The organism is uncultured Sphingomonas sp., assembly GCF_964243315.1.
Taxonomy (GTDB): Bacteria; Pseudomonadota; Alphaproteobacteria; order Sphingomonadales; family Sphingomonadaceae; genus Sphingomonas.
Window position 1 is genome coordinate 19,190 of record NZ_CAXTEM010000028.1, and the last position, 17,073, is coordinate 36,262.

Here is a 17,073-nt window from a genome sequence, read left to right on the forward strand (position 1 = left end):
CAATCACGGGAGCAATCATTGGCCACGCTAGGTATGTCGCCTGCCGAGAAGGAAGCCGTCGAGACGTTCCGTCGCGACGTCGTCGAACCGTCGATGACCAAATTGGTGATCATCGATTTCTGGGCGGAATGGTGCGGCCCGTGCAAGGCGCTGTCGCCGACGCTGGAAAAGATCGCCGCGGACTATGCCGACAAGGGCGTGGTGCTTGCCAAGATCGATACCGACAAGAACCAGTTCATCGCCGCGCAATTCCAGATCCGTTCGATCCCGACGGTCTATGCGATGTTCCAGGGCCAGCTCGTCGCCGACATGACCAGCGCGCGCACCGAATCGGCGCTGCGCGTGATCCTCGATCAATTGCTGAAGCAGCTGCCGATCCAGTCGGAGGCGACGAACGCCGAGGCCGAACTCGAGCCGCTGATCGCGATGGGCGAGGAAGTGTTGGCGGGCGGCGATGCGGAGCGCGCGCTCGCGATCTTCGACCAGCTGGTCGAGATGGCGCCCGAGCATCCAGCGGTGGTGTCGGGCCGGATCCGCGCACTGGTCGCGGGCGGGCGTACCGACGAGGCCGAGGCGATGGTCTCGTTGCTGCCCGACGCACTGGCCAAGGATCCCGCGATCGAGCGGGCGCGCGCGGCGCTCGCGCTCGCGCAGTCGGCGCCGCCGGTCGACGACCTGTCGCCGCTGATCGCGGCGGTCGCGGCCGCGCCCGACGATCTGGACGCGCGCTTCACGCTCGCCAACGGCCAGGTCGCGAACGGCGACCGCGATGCCGCTGCCGATACGCTGCTCCACATCATCCAGGTCGATCGCGACTGGAACGACGGCGCCGCCCGCCAGCAATTGTTGAAGCTGTTCGAGGTCGTCGGGCTAGAAGACCCGTGGGTCTCGGCGCAGCGCCGGCGCCTCTCCGCGATCCTGTTCGGATGACCGTCACCCGCCTCTCGATCTTTCCGCTGCCGGGAGCCTTGCTGTTCCCGGGCATGCACCTGCCGCTCCACGTCTTCGAGCCGCGTTACCGCGCGATGGTGTCCGATGCGATGGCGCGCGACCGGCGGATCGGAATGATCCAGCCATCGGGAGAGGGCGACAAGCCGTCGCTCTACGCGATCGGCTGTGTCGGCCGCATCGCCGAGGTCGAGGCGCTCGACGACGGGCGCTACAATCTGATCCTCGAAGGACTGGCGCTGTTCCGGGTAATCCGCGAGCTCGACGTCACCACCGCCTTTCGCCAGGTCGAGGCCGAACTGCTGCCGGTGCTGACGGGCGAAACGCTGTCGTTGGGACGGCGATCGTCGCTCGAGATCGAATCGCGTCGGTTCGCGGATGCCCAAGGCTATTCGGTCGATTGGGAGGCGGTCGCGCGGCTGGACGACGAGAGCCTGGTCAACGGCATCGCCCAGATCGCGCCGTTCGACACGGCCGCGAAGCAGGCGTTGCTCGAGGCGACCGATATCGAAACCCGCGCCGAACTGACGATCCAGTTGATGCAGTTCTTCGGTCGCCACGACGGCGAGGAACGGGTCACGCTGCAATGAGCGAACCGGTAGCGCCGATCGATCCGTGGCTGCTCGAACGGCTGGTCTGCCCGGCGACGCGCACGCCGCTGCGCTATGACGCCGCGGCGCAGGAGCTGGTGTCGGACGAGGCCGGCGTGGCGTATCCGGTGCGCGACGGGGTTCCGGTGCTGCTGATCGAAGAGGCGCGGCGGCTGGGCTGACTGTGCCCGCTGCCGCTCGGGATCGCGGCGCGTTGTCAGGCGGCGATCGGCCGTTTGTAGTAATGGAACACGAACCAGCGTCCCGCCACTTGCCAATTCTCGGACTCCAGCCGGTCGGTCGCGAGCGGCCGGACGCTGCGTAAATAGTCCCAGGCGGTGTCGCTCGGCTGGAAGATCAGCCGGAATGTGCCGATCTCGATCAACTCGCGGCGTGCGGCGCCTTGCTGCGCCAGGATCTGCGGTTCGCTGAGCGGCGTCGTGCCGAGCTTGACGACGATCGCCTCGGCGGGCGGTTCGGCATCGTCGCGTTGACCGCCGAACCGCTGTTGCGCGGCCTGTTTGCTGATCCCGAGCAGCGCGCCGATATCGACCCAACTCATCCCCGCGCGCCGGGCGGCGTCGATCCAGAGACCGAGCGAGCGGCGGCTCTCGTCGGCGAGGATCTGCGACGCGACGATCATCCGCGCATAATCCTCGCGCCGCTCACCCTCGAACGCGCCGAACGACCCCTCGTGCCAGGCGAGCCCGAGCGCGCGCGCCAGATCGCGCAACCGTTGTTCGTGGGAGATCGTCATCCGCTACCCGTCAATTGCCGCTTGACCTGCAGTCGTTCGGCCGTGCGGCTGATTTCGTCAAGTCACCGCCGTACGGGTTTCTTGGCGAGCAGGATCGCGCCCGCCACCGCCGACAGGGTCGATCCGAGGAGAACGCCGATCTTGACCGCGTCGACCAGCTCGGGCCGGCCGGGGAAAGCGAGCCCGCCGATGAACAGGCTCATCGTGAAGCCGATCCCCGCGATCAGCGCCATGCCGTAGAGCTGCCGCCACGTCACGCCTGCGGGCATCCGCGCGATGCCGGTGCGGCAGGCGAGCCAGACCGCGCCGAAGATCCCGAGCTGCTTCCCGACGAACAGCCCCAAGGCGATCGCCAGCACCAGCGGCTCGGTCAATGTCGCGATACCGCTGCCCGCGAACGACACGCCGGCGTTGACGAACCCGAACAGGGGCACGATCGCATAGGCGACCCAGGGATGAAGCGCGTGTTCGAGCCTGTGGAGCGGCGAGCCGGCGTCGTCGGGGGCGCCGGGCGACCGGCGGACCGGCACCACCATCGCCGCGAGCACGCCGGCGATGGTCGCGTGGACGCCCGACATCAGCACCAGCAGCCACAGGATCGCGAAGCCGATCAGGTAGACGGGCAAGGCGGTGATGCCGCGGCGGTTGCAGGTATAGAGCACCAGCATCACACCCACCGCCGCCAGCAACGATGGCAGGTGGATCGTGTCGGTATAGGCGAGCGCGATGATCGCGACCGCGCCCATGTCGTCGACGATCGCGACGCTGGTCAACAACAGCTTGAGCGACGACGGCACCCGCGACCCGAGCAGCGCCAGAACGCCGATCGCGAAGGCGATGTCGGTCGCCGCGGGGATCGCCCACCCGCGGTGCAGCGTCGGGTCGCCCCCCGCGACTGCGAGGTACACCAGCGCCGGCGCGGCCATCCCAGCCACCGCGGCGATTACCGGCAACCGGCGGCGCTTCCAGGTGGCGAGTTCGCCATCGACGAACTCGCGCTTGCTCTCGAGCCCGACGAGCAGGAAGAACACCGCCATTAAGCCGTCATTGACCCACAGATGGACCGTCATCGGGCCGATCCCCGGCGACAGCGTTGGGCCGGTTTTCAGGTGGAGGAGTTTGAAATAGGCGACCGCAGCGGGACTGTTTGCGGCGATCAGTGCCAGCACCGCGGCGATGATCAGGACGCTACCGCCGAGCGCCTCGCCCGACAGGAAGGCGCGCAGTGCCGACGGGCGCTCGCGGCGGAGTTTGGCTTGCGTCACCCGCCCCGTGTAGCCGCCGCGGGGCGGAGGACAAGCGCCGGGCGATCGAGCGCCACCGACAACACCCACACCGCCAACCCCCCCACCGCCAGCGCGACGCCGACATAGCCGGTGGAGGTCCAGCCATAGCCTGCGGAGATCGCCATCCCGCCGAGCCAGGGCCCCAGCGCATTGGCGGTGTTGAACGCGCTGTGATTGAGCGAGGCGGCGAGCCCCTGCGCATCGCCCGCGACGTCCATCAACCTCGTCTGCAACACGGTGCCGAGCGCTCCACCGAAGCCGATCGCGAAGACGTCGAGCGTCATCGTCCAGACATTGCCCGCCGCCAGCGGGTACAAGGCGAGCGCAAGCGCCATCCAGACGAGCAGCGCGCCCGCGGTCGGCATCAGCGCGCGATCGGCGAAGCGCGGCACCAGCAAATTGCCGAGCGTCATCCCGCCCCCGAACGCGGCGAGCACCAGCGGGATCGTCGCCCCGCCTACCCCCGTCACCTCGGCAAGCGTCGAGGCAAGATAGGTATAGACCGCGAACAGGCCGCCGAAGCCGATCGCGCCGGTCAGCAGCGTCAGCCACACCTGCGGTCGCGTCAGTGCGGTGAGTTCGCGAAACGGGCTCGCGCCGACATCGGGCTCGTCCGCGGGCGCAAACGCCGCGACCAGCGCCGCGGTTAGGAGCGCCAGCAGCGCGACGATCCCGAACACCCACCGCCAACTCGCGATCTGCCCGAGCCAGGTCGCGACCGGGACGCCGACGATCGTTGCGACGGTGAGCCCGAGCAGCACGCGGCCGACCGCCATGGTACGCTTCTCCGTCGGCACCAACGATGCCGCGACCAGCGCCGCAATGCCGAAATAGGCGCCATGGGGCAGGCCCGCCAGGAAGCGGAAGCCAAGCATCCAGCGGTAATCGGGGGCGAGCCCGGACAGGCCGTTGCCGACCGCGAACACCAGCATCAGCGCGATCAGCAGCGTCCGCCGCGACAATCGTGCGGCGAGCACCGCAATCGTCGGCGCACCGACCACGACGCCCAGCGCATAGGCGCTGATCAGATGCCCGACCATCGGCGCCGAGACGCCGAGCCCGCGCGCGAGATCGGGCTCGAGGCTCATCGCCGCGAATTCCGTAGTGCCGATCGCGAAGCCTCCGACGGCGAGCGCGAAATGGACGAGCCCGACAGGGGCTGCACGACGAGCCAAGATGATCTTCCTGATGTTGCGGTGCAGCAAGAACGGGCCGGCGCTCGGCTCGTTCCCGAAAACCAAGCTAGTCTTCGATACGCGCGAGCGCCTCGGCGATGAGGCGGCGGGTGTTCGCAACGCCATACAGCGCGATGAAGCTCCCCATCCGCGGCCCCTGCGACGATCCGAGCAGCGTTTCGTACAGCGCCTTGAACCAGTCGCGCAGCTCGGCGAAGCCGCCGGTCTTGCCGATCTCGTAGACGAGGTTCTGGATGTCCTCCGCACCCGCGTTGTCGGGCAGCGCGGCGAGATCTGTGTCGAGCCGTTCGAGTGCGGCGATCTCCGCACCTACCGGCGCGCGCCTCACGAGCGTCGGCACGACGAAATCGCGGGCATAGGCCAGCGCATAGCCGATCAGCCGGTCGAGCTCGGGATCGCGCTGCGGCGATGCGTCGGGCACGTAGTTGGCCAGATAGCCCCAGACCTGTTCCTTGGTCGCATCGCCCATCACGCCGACCAGGTTGAGCAGCAGCCCGAACGTCACCGGCAGCGTCGCCGCGGGCACCTTGCCGTCATGGACGTGGTGCACCGGATTGCCGAGCTTCTGCGCGATCGGCTGGTCGGGGTAGTTGCCGCGGAACTGCCAGTAATCGTCGATCGCGCGCGGGATCAGCCCGAGGTGCAGCGACTTCGCCTTCTTCGGCTCGCGGTAGATGTAGAAGGCGAGGCTCTCGTCGGGGCCGTAGGTCAGCCACTGGTCGATCGTCAGGCCGTTGCCCTTCGACTTCGAGATCTTCTCGCCCTTCTCGTCGAGGAACATCTCGTAGTTGAAGCCTTCGGGCGGTCGGCCGCCGAGTACCCGTGCGATCTTCGACGACTGCGTCACCGAATCGATCAGGTCCTTGCCCGCCATCTCGTAATCTACGCCGAGCGCGACCCAGCGCATCGCCCAGTCGACCTTCCATTGCAGCTTGGCGAGCCCGCCGAGCGCCGACTGCACCACGCGCTCGCCGCTTTCGTCGATAAAGGCGATCGTCCCCGCCTCGGCATCGACGACCTCGACCGGGACCTGGAGCACCACGCCCGTGGTCGGGCTGATCGGCAGCACCGGTGAATAGGTCGCGCGGCGCTCCGCCCGCAGCGTCGGCAGCATTACGTCCTGAATGCCCTGGAACGCGCGCAGTACGCCCTTCAACGCCTCGTCGAACACGCCGCCGCTGTACTGATCGGTCGACGACACGAACTCGTAATCGAAGCCGTAGCGATCGAGGAATTCGCGCAGCAGCGCATTGTTGTGCGCGGCGAAGCTGTCGTGGGTGCCGAACGGATCGGGGACCTTGGTCAGCGGCTTGCCGAGATATTCCGCGAGCATCGCGCCGTTAGGGACGTTGTCGGGCACCTTGCGCAGGCCGTCCATGTCGTCGGAGAACGCGATCAGCCGGGTCGGCTGATCGGACAGCGCATGGAACGCGTTGCGGACCATCGTCGTGCGCAGCACTTCGTTGAAGGTGCCGATATGCGGCAGACCTGACGGGCCATAGCCGGTTTCGAACAGGATCGGCGCACCGCCCGGCTTGCCGTCCGGATAGCGCTTCAGCAGCTTGCGGGCTTCCTCGAACGGCCAAGCCTTGGAGTCGAGAGCGGCGGAGCGGAGATCGTCGGTCATGGCCGGCTCCTAGCGAGCGGGTGGGGGCGCTGCTAGGGGTGGGGTCCGCGTCTTCGCGAGGATGAGGGGCAGCAAGGGACCGCTGCTACCTCGGCAGGCGCTTCCGTTTCCCCTTCGTTCCGCTATGACGGCACCGTGACCGCTTCGTTGCCCCACCCCGCGCTTCATGCAAGTCATGGCGGCATCTGGCTGGCGACCGCGCAGGAGACCCGCCAGATCGGTCGCGGCGAGGCGATCCGGATCGCGGCGGACACGCCGGTGTTGCTGTTGAACGCGCCGTTGATCGGGCAGCGGCTCGGCTATGCGGAGCTTTCCGGGCTCGACCTGCTGGAGCTGTTCGCGTTCCTTCATCCGGCGCGGTTCGCGGCCCCGACCCCCAAGGGGCTGGCGCGCGCGGTGGACCTGTCGCCGCCCGACCGGGACGAGGATGTCGCGGCCTTTCTGCGCGAGGCAGCGGCTGCGTTGCTCGCGGTGCCGGAGGGCGATTGGCCGGAACGCGAAGGAGCTTGGGCGGCGGCACAGTCGCTCGCCCGGCTTCGCTGGCCTTGGGCGCAGGTGGTCGCGGGGTCGATCCGCAAGCCCGCGACCGATGAGCGCTGGCTGTTTTCGAAGCTGCCGGAGTGGGAGGAACATGCCCCCCGCCCCGCGCCGCGCACCGTGGCGATCGAACCCGGCGAGGCCGAGGCGCGTCTGGTCGAGCTGACCGGCGAGGGATCCGAGGAGCGGCTGGGCCAGCGTGCCTATGCGGCGGCGGCGACAGCGGCGTTCGCACCGCGGGCGGTTCGCGATTCGCCCAATCTGGTGCTGGCGGAGGCCGGCACCGGGATCGGCAAGACGCTGGGCTATCTCGCCCCCGCCGCGATCTGGTCCGAACGCGCCGGCGGCGCGGTGTGGATATCGACCTATACGAAGGCGCTGCAACGCCAACTGGGGCGGGAGACCGCGCGCCTCTATCCCGACGAACGGGTCCGCAAGGAGCGCGTCGTCACGCGCAAGGGCCGCGAGAATTACCTGTGCCTGCTCAATCTGGAGGATGCGCTGCAAGGCGGGTTTCAGGGCCGGGCGGCGGTGCTCGCACATCTCGTCGCGCGCTGGGCGGCGTTCAGTGCGGACGGCGACATGGTCGGCGGCGACCTGCCCGGCTGGTTGCCGACGCTGTTCCGGCGCAACGGGCCGGCGGCGCTCACCGACCGGCGCGGCGAGTGCGTCTATGCGGGGTGCCCGCACTACCGCAAATGCTTCATCGAACGATCGGCACGGGCGTCGGCCGATGCCGACATCGTCGTCGCCAACCACGCGCTGGTAATGGTCAACGCCGCTCGTGGCCGCGAAGTGTCGACGCGGCCGACCCGCTATATCTTCGACGAGGGCCATCACCTGTTCGACGCGGCCGATTCGATGTTCGCCGCCGCGCTGACCGGACAGGAGACGATCGAACTGCGACGCTGGATCCTGGGGCCCGAGAGCGGCGGGCGCGGCCGGCGGCGCGGGTTGCAGGCGCGGCTGTCCGACGTCGCGAGCTATGACGAGGCCGGCGGCGTCGCGATCCAGGACGCGGTCGAGGCGGCGCGCCATCTCGCGAGCGACGGCTGGCTGCAGCGATTGGCGGAAGGCCAACCGTTCGGCGCGATCGAGGCGCTGTTGGCGGCGGTTCGCGGGCTTACCTATGCACGGGCCGAGCAGCCGGGCGACGCGGGCTATGGGCTAGAGACCGAATTGGCCGAGCCGACCGCGGAACTGATCGAGGCCGCGGCGCCCGCCGCCGCCGCGCTCGACGCGCTGGTGCGGCCGCTGGTCACGCTCGGTCGCCGGCTGGAGGCGGTGCTTGCGGAGGCCCCCGACTGGATGGATGCCGCCGCGCGCGCGCGGGTCGAAGGCGCGATCGCATCGATCGGCTGGCGCGCGGAGACGGTCGCTGCATGGCTGTCGCTGCTCGCGCGGGTCGGCGGCCCGGTCGACGCGGATTTTGTCGACTGGCTCGCGGTCGACCGGGTGGAGGGGCGCGAATATGATGTCGGGCTCCACCGGCACTGGCTCGATCCGACGCGCCCGTTCGCGGAGATCGTGCTCAAACCCGCGCATGGCGCGCTGGTCACGTCGGCGACGCTGACCGGCGGCGGCGACTGGGACACGGCGGAGGCGCGGGTCGGGGCACCGCATCTCGCGCGCGCGGCGGCGCGGTTCGAGGCGGCGAGCCCGTTCGATTACGCCAACAACGCCGAGGTGCTGATCGTCACCGACGTCAAGCGCGGCGACATCGGCAGCCTGGCCAACGCCTATGCGCGGCTGATCGTCGCCGCGGGAGGCGGGACGCTGGGGCTATTCACCGCGATCCGACGGCTGCGCGGGGTGCATGGCCGGATCGCCGATCGGCTGGCGCGCGAAGGTCTGCCGCTCCACGCGCAGCATGTCGATCCGATCGATACCGGCACGCTGGTCGACATCTTCCGTGACGATGCGGGCGCCTCGCTGCTCGGCACCGACGCGCTGCGCGACGGGGTCGACGTCGCGGGCGATTCGCTGCGGCTGGTGGTGATGGAGGGCGTGCCATGGCCGAAGCCGACAGTGCTCCATGCCGCGCGGCGCCTCGCGGGGGGCGGCAGCGCCTATGACGACCGGCTGGTGCGCGCGCGGCTGGCGCAGGCGTTCGGACGGCTGATCCGGCGGGCCGACGATCGTGGCGCCTTCGTGATGCTGTCGGCGGCCATGCCGTCGCGCTTGCTGGCGGCGTTCCCGCCCGGCGTCGGGATCGCGCGGGTGACGCTCGACGAGGCGGTCGCGCGGGTCCAGGCGCGGCTCGGCTCGGGCCCGGGCGAGACCCTTCCCAAGATCGCGACTCTGGGGCATGAGGCGGCTCTCGACGCCTGACGGAGACTCCGGTTGAAGACGCTGACGCTGCTGCGCCACGCCAAGTCCGGCTGGAATGATCCCGTCACGCGCGATTTCGATCGCCCGCTGAACCCGAAGGGACGGCGTGCCGCGACGATGATCGGCCGGCACTTGCGCAGCCTCGACATCGCGTTCGACCATGTCGTCGCGTCCCCCGCGATCCGGGTCGTCGAAACGCTGGGCGAGGTCGCCACCGGCTATGGCCGCGCGCTCGACGCGGTATGGGATCGGCGGATCTACCTGGCGTCGTCGGCGACGTTGCTCGACCTGGTGCGCGAATTGCCCGCATCGGCGAGCCGCGTGCTGCTGGTCGGGCATAATCCGGGGCTCGAGGATCTGGTGCTCCAACTGGTGCCCGACTGTCAGGATCTGCTGCGCGACGCGGTCGAGGCGAAATACCCGACCGCAAGCATCGCCGAACTCGGCCTTCCGATTGACGATTGGGCAAAGGCCGCGCCGGCGGGGGCGACGCTCGATCGCTTCATCCGCCCGCGCGATCTCGATCCGAGCCTCGGCCCCGACGAGGATTGATCAGCGCTGAAGCTTCGCCTTCAGTGCTTCGGTGAGGGCGTTGAACGGCACTACCTCGTCTTCGCCGATCACGCCCGCTTCCTTCAGGGCCGCCGCCGCGCCGGGGCTGCGCGGAAAGGGATCGAGCGCGAGCGCCATCGTCTCCGCCGCAGCTTCGCCGAGATCGATGATGCCGTTTTCGATCTCGACCGTGTCGAGCGCGCCCTCGTCGAGTTCGACTTCCTCGCCGAGATCGAGCGAGTCGACGAACCGCAGTGCGACCGGCTCCTCGATCTCGACCGCGATCGGATCGTCGGTGACCGAACAGGCCTGCACCACCACGGCGGCGACGGTGCCGGTCACCGTGATCCCGCCACCTTCGCGGCGGACGCTGAGCTGCGCGTCGAGGCGGTCGATCGCGACGAGGTCGAAACGCTGCGCCAGCGCCGCGCGCTCGGCCTCGTCGGCGGCGATCTCGACCGCGCGGGCGCGGTCGCCGATCGTGTCGACGCGTTCGGTACGGCTGAATTCGGGCGTCATGGCAGTTCTCCCGCGATCAGCCGGTCGAGCGGCGTGGCGGCCAGCGCGGCGCGCATCGACGTCAGGGCGGCGTCGACATGCGCTAGTGCGAGAGCCGGGGGCGTTTCGCCGCGATAGAGGTTGCGGATGAGCGCAGGCGAAAGATCGCCCGCGGCGAGCGCGGTGCGATAGGCACCCAGCCGCCCGCCGAGCATGCTCATCATCTTGCCGATATGCTTCCCGACGATGATATCGCCTATGCCAAGCTGGCGCAGCTGGCCGTCCATGTCGTCGACGAATCGTTCGGTGATCCGCGCGTTGGTTTCGGCGCCCTCGGGATCGATCTCGAGCCGCAGCAGCACCAGGGTCAGCACCGCGGCGATCATGTCGAACCGGCCGTCGACGGTATCGGGCACCGCGCCGTCGCGATACCAATGCGGTTCGCGTCCGCGGGCGACCACCGCGTTGTAGAGCGGCAGCGCCTCGTCCTGCCGCTGCCCCAACAACCTGCCAAACCAACCCAATGAACAATCCTCGTCCGCCGCGACGCTTGATGCCTCACGCGTCCTCGCATATCGACACGATCGCCGGACGATGCAATCGGCCGATCGGCGCCAGGCGCCGCTGGAGATAGTGATGAGCGTATATCTTGCCCGCAAGCGCCTGACGGTCGCCGTCGGGATGGCCCTGATCATGGCTGGTTGCGCGCCGCTGCGGTCGCACCAGGGCTATATCGTCGATACCGATCTGGTGAACTCGGTACAGCCGGGCGTCGACAACCGCCAGTCGGTGCTCCAGGTGCTCGGCAAGCCGACCTTCGCCAGCCAGTTCGACCAAGGCGACTGGTATTATGTGTCGCGCGACAGCCGCAACTATGCCTTCAACGATCCCAAGGCGCGCGCGCAGATCACGTTGAAGATCAGCTTCGACAATGCCGGCAACGTTACCTCAGTCAGCCGCAGCGGCGTCGAGCAGGTCGCGAGCATCGACATGTACGGCAAGTCGACCCCGACGCTGGGCAAGAAGCGCGGCTTCTTCGAGGACCTGTTCGGCGGGATCGGCACGGTCGGCGCGGCGGGCGGCGGCCAGGGCGGGCCGGGCGGCGGCGGCCAGCGCGACACGCCGTGATCGATCGGCCCGGTCGGCTTGCTGGTAGCTGACTGGCGCATTCGTGCGGCATTAAGGCGGCGGGTGCGAGATCGGCTCCAACGAACGGCGCGTGTGCCGTTCGCGTAGATGGAGGCCGATCATGCGTAAACTGATCACCCTGATGCTGCTGGCGGCGACCGCGATGCCCGCCGCGGCGAACGCGCAGTCCAACGCCGAACTGCGTCGCGACCGTCGCGACATTCGGCAGGAACAGCGCGAGCTCGACCGCGCCTATGCCCGTGGCGATCGTCGCGACATTCGCGAACAGCGCGAGGATGTCCGCGACGCGCGGCAGGAGTTCCGCGAGGACCGGCGCGATCGCGACCGCCGCTGGGGCGACAACGACTGGCGCGACAATCGGGGCCGGAACAACAACCTCTATTCGCGCGGCAACTGGCGCGCGCCGTTTCGCTACAACAGCTTCCGCAATGGTGCGCGGATCGCGCCCAACTATTACGGGCGCGGCTATTGGATCAACGACCCGTGGCGCTATCGCCTGCCCCGCACGGTCGGTTACCAGCGCTGGGTGCGTCATTATGACGACGTGCTGCTGGTCGACACGCGGCGTGGCTATGTCGTCCGGGTGATCCGCAACTTCTACCGCTGAAGTCCGAGGCTCGCCGGGCGGGGATCGACCCTCGCCCGGTTTGGCCGCGCCGTTTGCTACGCAGCGGCGCGGCCGTGCCGTGCTTGGACCGGCACTGATCCCGAAAGGGGAAAAGGGATCGGGGCGGCAACGCGCGATCGACCCGATGGTTCTCGGCGGATCGCGACAAAAGCGCTAGTCGTGAACGATGATTCCCGACCGTGCCTAAATGGGACGCAGATCTGGCCGGCTACGTATTTCCCCCAAGTATTCAAGGCAGGCCTGACGTGGCAGCTGCCCCCGGGAGGCGGGGGCTGATCGATGGTGGCGCATGCCCTGTGGGTGATCGATCACGTCGCGCACGAGGCGATGCTGTTTGCGGGCCTGGGCCTGCTGGTCGGCGGCCTGGATGATCTGCTGGTAGATATCTGCTTTGTCGGCGGCCGGATCTCGCGGTGGGGAACACCAAAGATGACGCTCGCGACGCTGCCGCCGCCGGCAGAGAGCGGTCGCCTGATCGTCTTCGTGCCCGCGTGGGACGAGGAAACGGTGATCGGCATTATGCTCCGCACGGCACTCGATCGCTACGATCATCGCGACTACACCATCTATGTTGGCTTATACCCGAACGATCCCGGCACGATCGCCGCGGCAACCGCCGTCGCGCGCGGCGATCCCCGCGTCCGGCTGGTGGTCGGTGAGGCGAACGGCCCCACCACCAAAGCCGATTGCCTCAACGCTCTGTGGTTGGCGCTGATCGCGGACGAGCGACGCGACGGCTTCCGCGCCAAGGCCGTCGTGCTTCACGATGCCGAGGACGTGGTACACCCCGCCGAATTGCGGGTGATCGATGCGTTGATCGAGGGGCGCAACGTCGTCCAGCTGCCGGTGCTGCCGCTGATCGCGCCGGGATCGCGGCTGGTGTCGGGTCACTATGCCGACGAATTCGCGGAAGCACATGGCAAGCAGCTGATCGTGCGGGTCGGGCTCGGCGCGGCGATGCCGCTCGCGGGGACCGGCTGCGGCATCGCACGCGCGACCCTCGCCGCGATCGCAGCGGAGCGCGGCGGGCGCCCGTTCGACGCGGCGAGCCTTACCGAGGATTACGAGCTGGGGCTGCGGATCGGCGAACGACCGGGCCGGGCGCTGTTCGCGCGCGTCCGCGAGTTCGACAAGGGTCCGCTGGTCGCGGTGCGGGCTTTCTTCCCGGCGACGCTCGGCGCCGCGGCGCGGCAGAAGGCGCGCTGGATGACGGGCATCGCGCTCGCCGGCTGGGATCGGACCGGTTGGGGGCGGGCGCTGGCCCTTGCCGACCACTGGATGCGGATGCGTGACCGGCGCGCGCCGCTTGCGGTGCTCGTCGTCGCGACGGCCTATGTCGCGATGGTCGCGTGGTCGGCGCGGGCATTAGCCCATTGGGTGGCAGAGACACCGCTTCCCGCGGATCGGATGGAACATCTTCTGATCATGGCCAACGGATCGTTCCTGCTGTGGCGGCTCGGCTGGCGGATGGGATGCACCGGACGGGTCTATGGCTGGCGCGAATCGTTGTGGTCGGTGCCACGCTTCTTCGTCGGCAATCTCGTCGCGCTGATGGCGACGCCGCGGGCGATCCGGCGCTACATCGCGATGCTGTTGGGCGCGGCGCCGGTGTGGGACAAGACGCGGCACGACTTCCCGGCCATCGATGCGTGAAGGCGGGCCGGCCGATCAGGTTCTTCGCGATCGCCATCAGCGGGTGGACTGCGGGGCGAGCGGTGATGCTCTGGCCTGCCGAGGAGGTCGCGGCGGTGGTGACGGAGTCGTGGACGTTCGCACCGCCAGCCGTGGCGATGCTGGTGCGCACGCCGTCGGCTACGCAGCCTCGGACTAGGTGGCGGCAACAGTCGCGCACGTACCGGACGCGGGAAATCGCGAAGATCGCGCCTCCTTTAGCTGTCATCTCCGTGGAGCCTGGGTCAGTCGACGAGTTGCCGCCCCCCTCCCCGCCTAGGCTCATCGCGCCGTATGTGCTGCTCGCGTCCGGACGAGCGCCTAACCGCCTGTCCGCTAGCGCTTGGCTGATCGCGCGTCAGGGACAGGACGGCTCGATCACCGGGAGCCAACTCGGCGGGTCGCAGTTTGGCATTCGAGTAACGTTCATGCTCGACCCCGCGCATCGCATCGGCTTGTCTGCGCGGCTTTCGGCCCCGCTCGCAGGCAACGGTCGCGAAGCGGCATTAGGCATCGACTGGCATCCGCTAGCGGTCCCGATCCACGTGATCGCCGAACGCCGCATCGCGCTCGACGGCGGGCCCGGCGGTACTGCGATGTTCGTGATCAGTGGGGTCGGTCCGCAGCAAGTGGCGCCGCGGGTGCGGGTGGAGGCCTATGGGCAGGCAGGGGCGATCGCCCGCGACGGCATCGAGCGGTTCGCGGATGGCGCGGCGCGGGTGTCGTACGATCTCGGTCGCGTCGGCGGTGTCGAGGTGGACGCCGGCGCTGGTGCCTGGGGCGGTGCGCAACGGGGGGCTGCGCGGCTCGACCTCGGCCCCTCCATCGGTGCGCGCCTGCCGATCGCCGAGCGGGCGATCCGCGTCACGATCGACTGGCGGCACCGCGTCGCGGGCGCCGCACGGCCCGGATCGGGGCCGGCGCTGTCGATCGGCAGCGACTTCTAGCCCCGCGCGCACCGACGCGGTAACGCAGCGATCGTGGACCTGTACCTTCCCATCGCCAATCTTTCGGTCAACGCGATCGTCATCGTGCTGCTAGGTGGTGGCGTCGGGCTGTTGTCGGGGATGTTCGGGGTCGGCGGCGGATTTCTGACCACGCCGCTGCTGATCGTCTACGGCATTCCGCCGACCGTGGCCGCGGCATCGTCGGCCAGTCAGGTCACCGGCGCGAGCGTGTCGGGCGTGTCCGCGCATTTCCGACGAGGCGGGGTCGACGTGAAGATGGGCGGGGTGCTGGTCGCGGGCGGTATCCTCGGTGCGTTCTTCGGCGCGTGGCTGTTCCGGCTGCTCCAGCAGAGCGGGCAGATCGATACGGTGATCGCGATCGTCTATGTGCTGATGCTCGGATCGATCGGGGGCATGATGGCGCAGGAATCGGCGCGCGCGATCCTGTCGGGGCGCAGCGGCGGGCGTGCGCGCAAGCGACGGCATCATCCGCTGGTGGCGGCGCTGCCGCTGCGGACGCGCTTCTATGCGTCGGGCCTGTATATCTCGCCGCTCGCGCCGCTGTTGCTCGGCTTTTCGACGGGCATCCTGACGATGCTGCTGGGGATCGGCGGCGGCTTCATCCTGGTGCCGGCGATGATCTACCTGCTCGGCATGTCGACCAATGTCGTGGTCGGCACGTCGCTGTTCCAGACGCTGTTCGTCACCGCGGTCGCGACAATGGTCCACGCGACCACGACGAAGGCGGTCGACATCGTGCTGGCCGGGCTGTTGCTGATCGGGTCGGTCGTCGGCGCGCAGGTCGGCGCGCGGCTCGCGACCAAGGTGAAGCCCGAATATCTCCGCCTCCTGCTCGCGGTGATGGTGCTGCTGGTCGGCGCGCGCATCCTGCTGGGCCTGGTCTGGCGCCCGCAGGAGCTATTCTCGGTCGAGCTGTCGTGAAGCGCTGGGCGATCCTCGCCGCGCCGTTGCTGATGGCGCAGGCCAAGCCGGTGCTGGTGCCCGACGTCTCGCAGCGCAGTATCGAGATCGCGTACAGCTTCACCGGCGCCGAACTGCTGCTGTTCGGGGCGATCCTCTATCCGGGTGGGAAGCTGCCGCAGGGCGAGAAGCCGACCGAAATCGTCGTCGTCGTGAAGGGCCCGACCCAGTCGATCCGGGTGCGTGAGAAGGAAAAGGTCGCGGGCATCTGGGTCAACGCGTCGCAGCTACGCTACCAATCCGCGCCGTCCTTCTATGCGATCGCATCCTCGCACCCGGTGAAGGGGCTAGTCGATGCGCGGACCCGTGCGATCTACGAGCTCGGGCTCGACAGCCTGCAATTGTCGCCCTCCTCCAACGCCGAGTCGACAGTGCAGCGGCGGTTTTCCGACGGTCTGGTCGAGCTGAAGCGGCGCGCGGGGCTGTATTACGAGGCACCGGGGGCGGTCGAGATCACCGGCGGCGTGCTGTACCGTGCACGCATCGTCATCCCCGCACGGGTGCCGGTGGGACGATTCACCGCGGAGACCTTCCTGATCCGCGACGGGCGCGTGCTGGCAGCGGCGGTCCGCGACATCGACATCCGCAAGTCGGGGTTCGAGCGCTTCGTCGCGCGCGCCGCGGATCGAGCGTCGATCCGCTATGGGCTGACCGCGGTGGCGCTGTCGGTACTGCTGGGCTGGACCGCCGGATGGGTCGCTAGACGGATCTGATCCTGCCCTACCGGCACGAAGGAGAATAGCGGCATCCACGCGATTTTAACGCGTCGGCGTGCATGCCCGGTGGCTGACTGGACGAGGACTCGGCCGAATGAACGATATGTCGGGATCGCATGCCTTCGACACCGCCACCGCCTTGTCGCTCGGGACGCCCGAGCCGAACAGCGGTGCCGCGATCGGGTGCGTGGTGTCGATCGCGGGATCGAGTAGCCGGGTGTTGTTCGATCGGGTGTCGCTGGGGCGGATCGCGCAGCATGCGGATCCGGTGGTCGGAGCGGCGGGCCAGGTCGGCGGGCAGATCAAGATGCGGGTGGGGTCGGCATGGCTGGTCGCCAACATCCGTTCGCTCGCGCTCGAGAATATCGACGGCGAGTGGGTCGCGGCCGATATCGACTTCCTCGGCGAGGGCGACGAGGAGCGGCTGACGGGCAAGCTCTATCATTTCCGCCGCGGCGTGACCCGCTACCCGATCCCCGGCTGCGAGGTGTTCCCGGTCACCACCGCCGATCTCAAGCAGATCTATTCGGCCGAGGACCGTCCGCATATCGCGGTCGGCACGGTCTATCCGACCCGCGACGTCCGCGCCGCGCTGTACGTCGATGCGATGCTCGGCAAGCATTTCGCGCTAGTCGGGTCGACCGGCACCGGCAAGTCGA

Annotated in this window: 18 protein-coding genes; 12 read left to right on the top strand and 6 right to left on the bottom strand. The window is 68.7% G+C overall.

All coding sequences use genetic code 11. The features are described 5' to 3' along the window. Nucleotides 1-33 precede the first annotated feature (33 nt). The 3 genes from ACFE77_RS09810 to ACFE77_RS09820 are packed head-to-tail and all read left to right on the top strand — an operon-like array spanning nucleotide 34 to nucleotide 1,720. The gene (locus tag ACFE77_RS09810) at nucleotides 34-930 is read left to right on the top strand and encodes a tetratricopeptide repeat protein (RefSeq protein WP_375421473.1); all 897 of its coding nucleotides are present in this window, start codon (nucleotides 34-36) and stop codon (nucleotides 928-930) included. Further along, nucleotides 927-1,538, top strand: coding sequence for an LON peptidase substrate-binding domain-containing protein (locus ACFE77_RS09815; protein ID WP_375421456.1), 612 nt, complete (start codon nucleotides 927-929; stop codon nucleotides 1,536-1,538). The genes ACFE77_RS09810 and ACFE77_RS09815 overlap by 4 nt, the downstream gene beginning before the upstream one ends. Continuing rightward, nucleotides 1,535-1,720, top strand: coding sequence for a Trm112 family protein (locus ACFE77_RS09820; protein ID WP_375421457.1), 186 nt, complete (start codon nucleotides 1,535-1,537; stop codon nucleotides 1,718-1,720). The genes ACFE77_RS09815 and ACFE77_RS09820 overlap by 4 nt, the downstream gene beginning before the upstream one ends. A 35-nt stretch (nucleotides 1,721-1,755) precedes the next feature. On the opposite strand, the gene ACFE77_RS09825 is transcribed toward ACFE77_RS09820, so the two are convergent. The 4 genes from ACFE77_RS09825 to ACFE77_RS09840 all read right to left on the bottom strand — a co-directional run bounded on the left by ACFE77_RS09825 (nucleotide 1,756) and on the right by ACFE77_RS09840 (nucleotide 6,404). After that, a complete protein-coding gene (locus ACFE77_RS09825) occupies nucleotides 1,756-2,295 on the bottom strand; it encodes a hypothetical protein (RefSeq protein ID WP_375421458.1) in 540 nt (179 codons plus the stop codon). Nucleotides 2,296-2,357: 62 nt separating this feature from the next. Continuing rightward, nucleotides 2,358-3,560, bottom strand: a complete 1,203-nt coding sequence (gene nhaA, locus ACFE77_RS09830; RefSeq protein WP_375421459.1) for a Na+/H+ antiporter NhaA — start codon at nucleotides 3,558-3,560, stop codon at nucleotides 2,358-2,360. Continuing rightward, on the bottom strand, nucleotides 3,557-4,756 hold the full coding sequence (locus ACFE77_RS09835; RefSeq protein ID WP_375421460.1) for an MFS transporter: 1,200 nt from the start codon (nucleotides 4,754-4,756) through the stop codon (nucleotides 3,557-3,559). Before ACFE77_RS09835 ends, nhaA begins: the two co-directional genes overlap by 4 nt. 67 nt (nucleotides 4,757-4,823) lie before the next feature. After that, nucleotides 4,824-6,404, bottom strand: coding sequence for a lysine--tRNA ligase (locus tag ACFE77_RS09840; RefSeq protein WP_375421461.1), 1,581 nt, complete (start codon nucleotides 6,402-6,404; stop codon nucleotides 4,824-4,826). Between the two features lie 135 nt (nucleotides 6,405-6,539). Here ACFE77_RS09840 and ACFE77_RS09845 point away from each other — a divergent pair, with 135 nt between their 5' ends. Together ACFE77_RS09845 and ACFE77_RS09850 are read left to right on the top strand one after the other, a co-directional pair. Then, the gene (locus tag ACFE77_RS09845; RefSeq protein ID WP_375421462.1) at nucleotides 6,540-9,272 is read left to right on the top strand and encodes an ATP-dependent DNA helicase; all 2,733 of its coding nucleotides are present in this window, start codon (nucleotides 6,540-6,542) and stop codon (nucleotides 9,270-9,272) included. A gap of 12 nt (nucleotides 9,273-9,284) precedes the next feature. Next, nucleotides 9,285-9,824 carry a histidine phosphatase family protein gene (locus tag ACFE77_RS09850; RefSeq protein ID WP_375421463.1) on the top strand — a complete coding sequence of 180 codons (540 nt, stop codon included), beginning with the start codon at nucleotides 9,285-9,287 and terminating at the stop codon, nucleotides 9,822-9,824. On the opposite strand, the gene ACFE77_RS09855 is transcribed toward ACFE77_RS09850, so the two are convergent. Continuing rightward, a complete protein-coding gene (locus tag ACFE77_RS09855; protein ID WP_375421464.1) occupies nucleotides 9,825-10,343 on the bottom strand; it encodes a DUF177 domain-containing protein in 519 nt (172 codons plus the stop codon). Then, nucleotides 10,340-10,846: a ubiquinol-cytochrome C chaperone family protein gene (locus ACFE77_RS09860; RefSeq protein ID WP_375421465.1), complete on the bottom strand. Its 507-nt coding sequence runs from the start codon at nucleotides 10,844-10,846 to the stop codon at nucleotides 10,340-10,342. The genes ACFE77_RS09855 and ACFE77_RS09860 overlap by 4 nt, the downstream gene beginning before the upstream one ends. A 112-nt stretch (nucleotides 10,847-10,958) precedes the next feature. Here ACFE77_RS09860 and ACFE77_RS09865 point away from each other — a divergent pair, with 112 nt between their 5' ends. The 7 genes from ACFE77_RS09865 to ACFE77_RS09895 form a co-directional block, all read left to right on the top strand. Then, entirely contained in the window at nucleotides 10,959-11,450 is a 492-nt protein-coding gene (locus ACFE77_RS09865; protein ID WP_375421466.1) for an outer membrane protein assembly factor BamE, read from the top strand. Nucleotides 11,451-11,571: 121 nt separating this feature from the next. Further along, a complete protein-coding gene (locus tag ACFE77_RS09870) occupies nucleotides 11,572-12,078 on the top strand; it encodes an RcnB family protein (protein ID WP_375421467.1) in 507 nt (168 codons plus the stop codon). A gap of 300 nt (nucleotides 12,079-12,378) precedes the next feature. Then, the gene (locus ACFE77_RS09875; RefSeq protein WP_375421468.1) at nucleotides 12,379-13,752 is read left to right on the top strand and encodes a glycosyl transferase family protein; all 1,374 of its coding nucleotides are present in this window, start codon (nucleotides 12,379-12,381) and stop codon (nucleotides 13,750-13,752) included. Nucleotides 13,753-14,198: 446 nt separating this feature from the next. After that, nucleotides 14,199-14,717, top strand: coding sequence for a hypothetical protein (locus tag ACFE77_RS09880; RefSeq protein ID WP_375421469.1), 519 nt, complete (start codon nucleotides 14,199-14,201; stop codon nucleotides 14,715-14,717). A gap of 33 nt (nucleotides 14,718-14,750) precedes the next feature. Beyond that, nucleotides 14,751-15,659 carry a sulfite exporter TauE/SafE family protein gene (locus tag ACFE77_RS09885; RefSeq protein WP_375421470.1) on the top strand — a complete coding sequence of 303 codons (909 nt, stop codon included), beginning with the start codon at nucleotides 14,751-14,753 and terminating at the stop codon, nucleotides 15,657-15,659. Nucleotides 15,660-15,691: 32 nt separating this feature from the next. Then, nucleotides 15,692-16,411 carry a TIGR02186 family protein gene (locus ACFE77_RS09890; protein WP_375421474.1) on the top strand — a complete coding sequence of 240 codons (720 nt, stop codon included), beginning with the start codon at nucleotides 15,692-15,694 and terminating at the stop codon, nucleotides 16,409-16,411. Nucleotides 16,412-16,508: 97 nt separating this feature from the next. After that, the coding region (locus tag ACFE77_RS09895; protein WP_375421471.1) for a helicase HerA domain-containing protein at nucleotides 16,509-17,073 on the top strand (565 nt) is incomplete at its 3' end.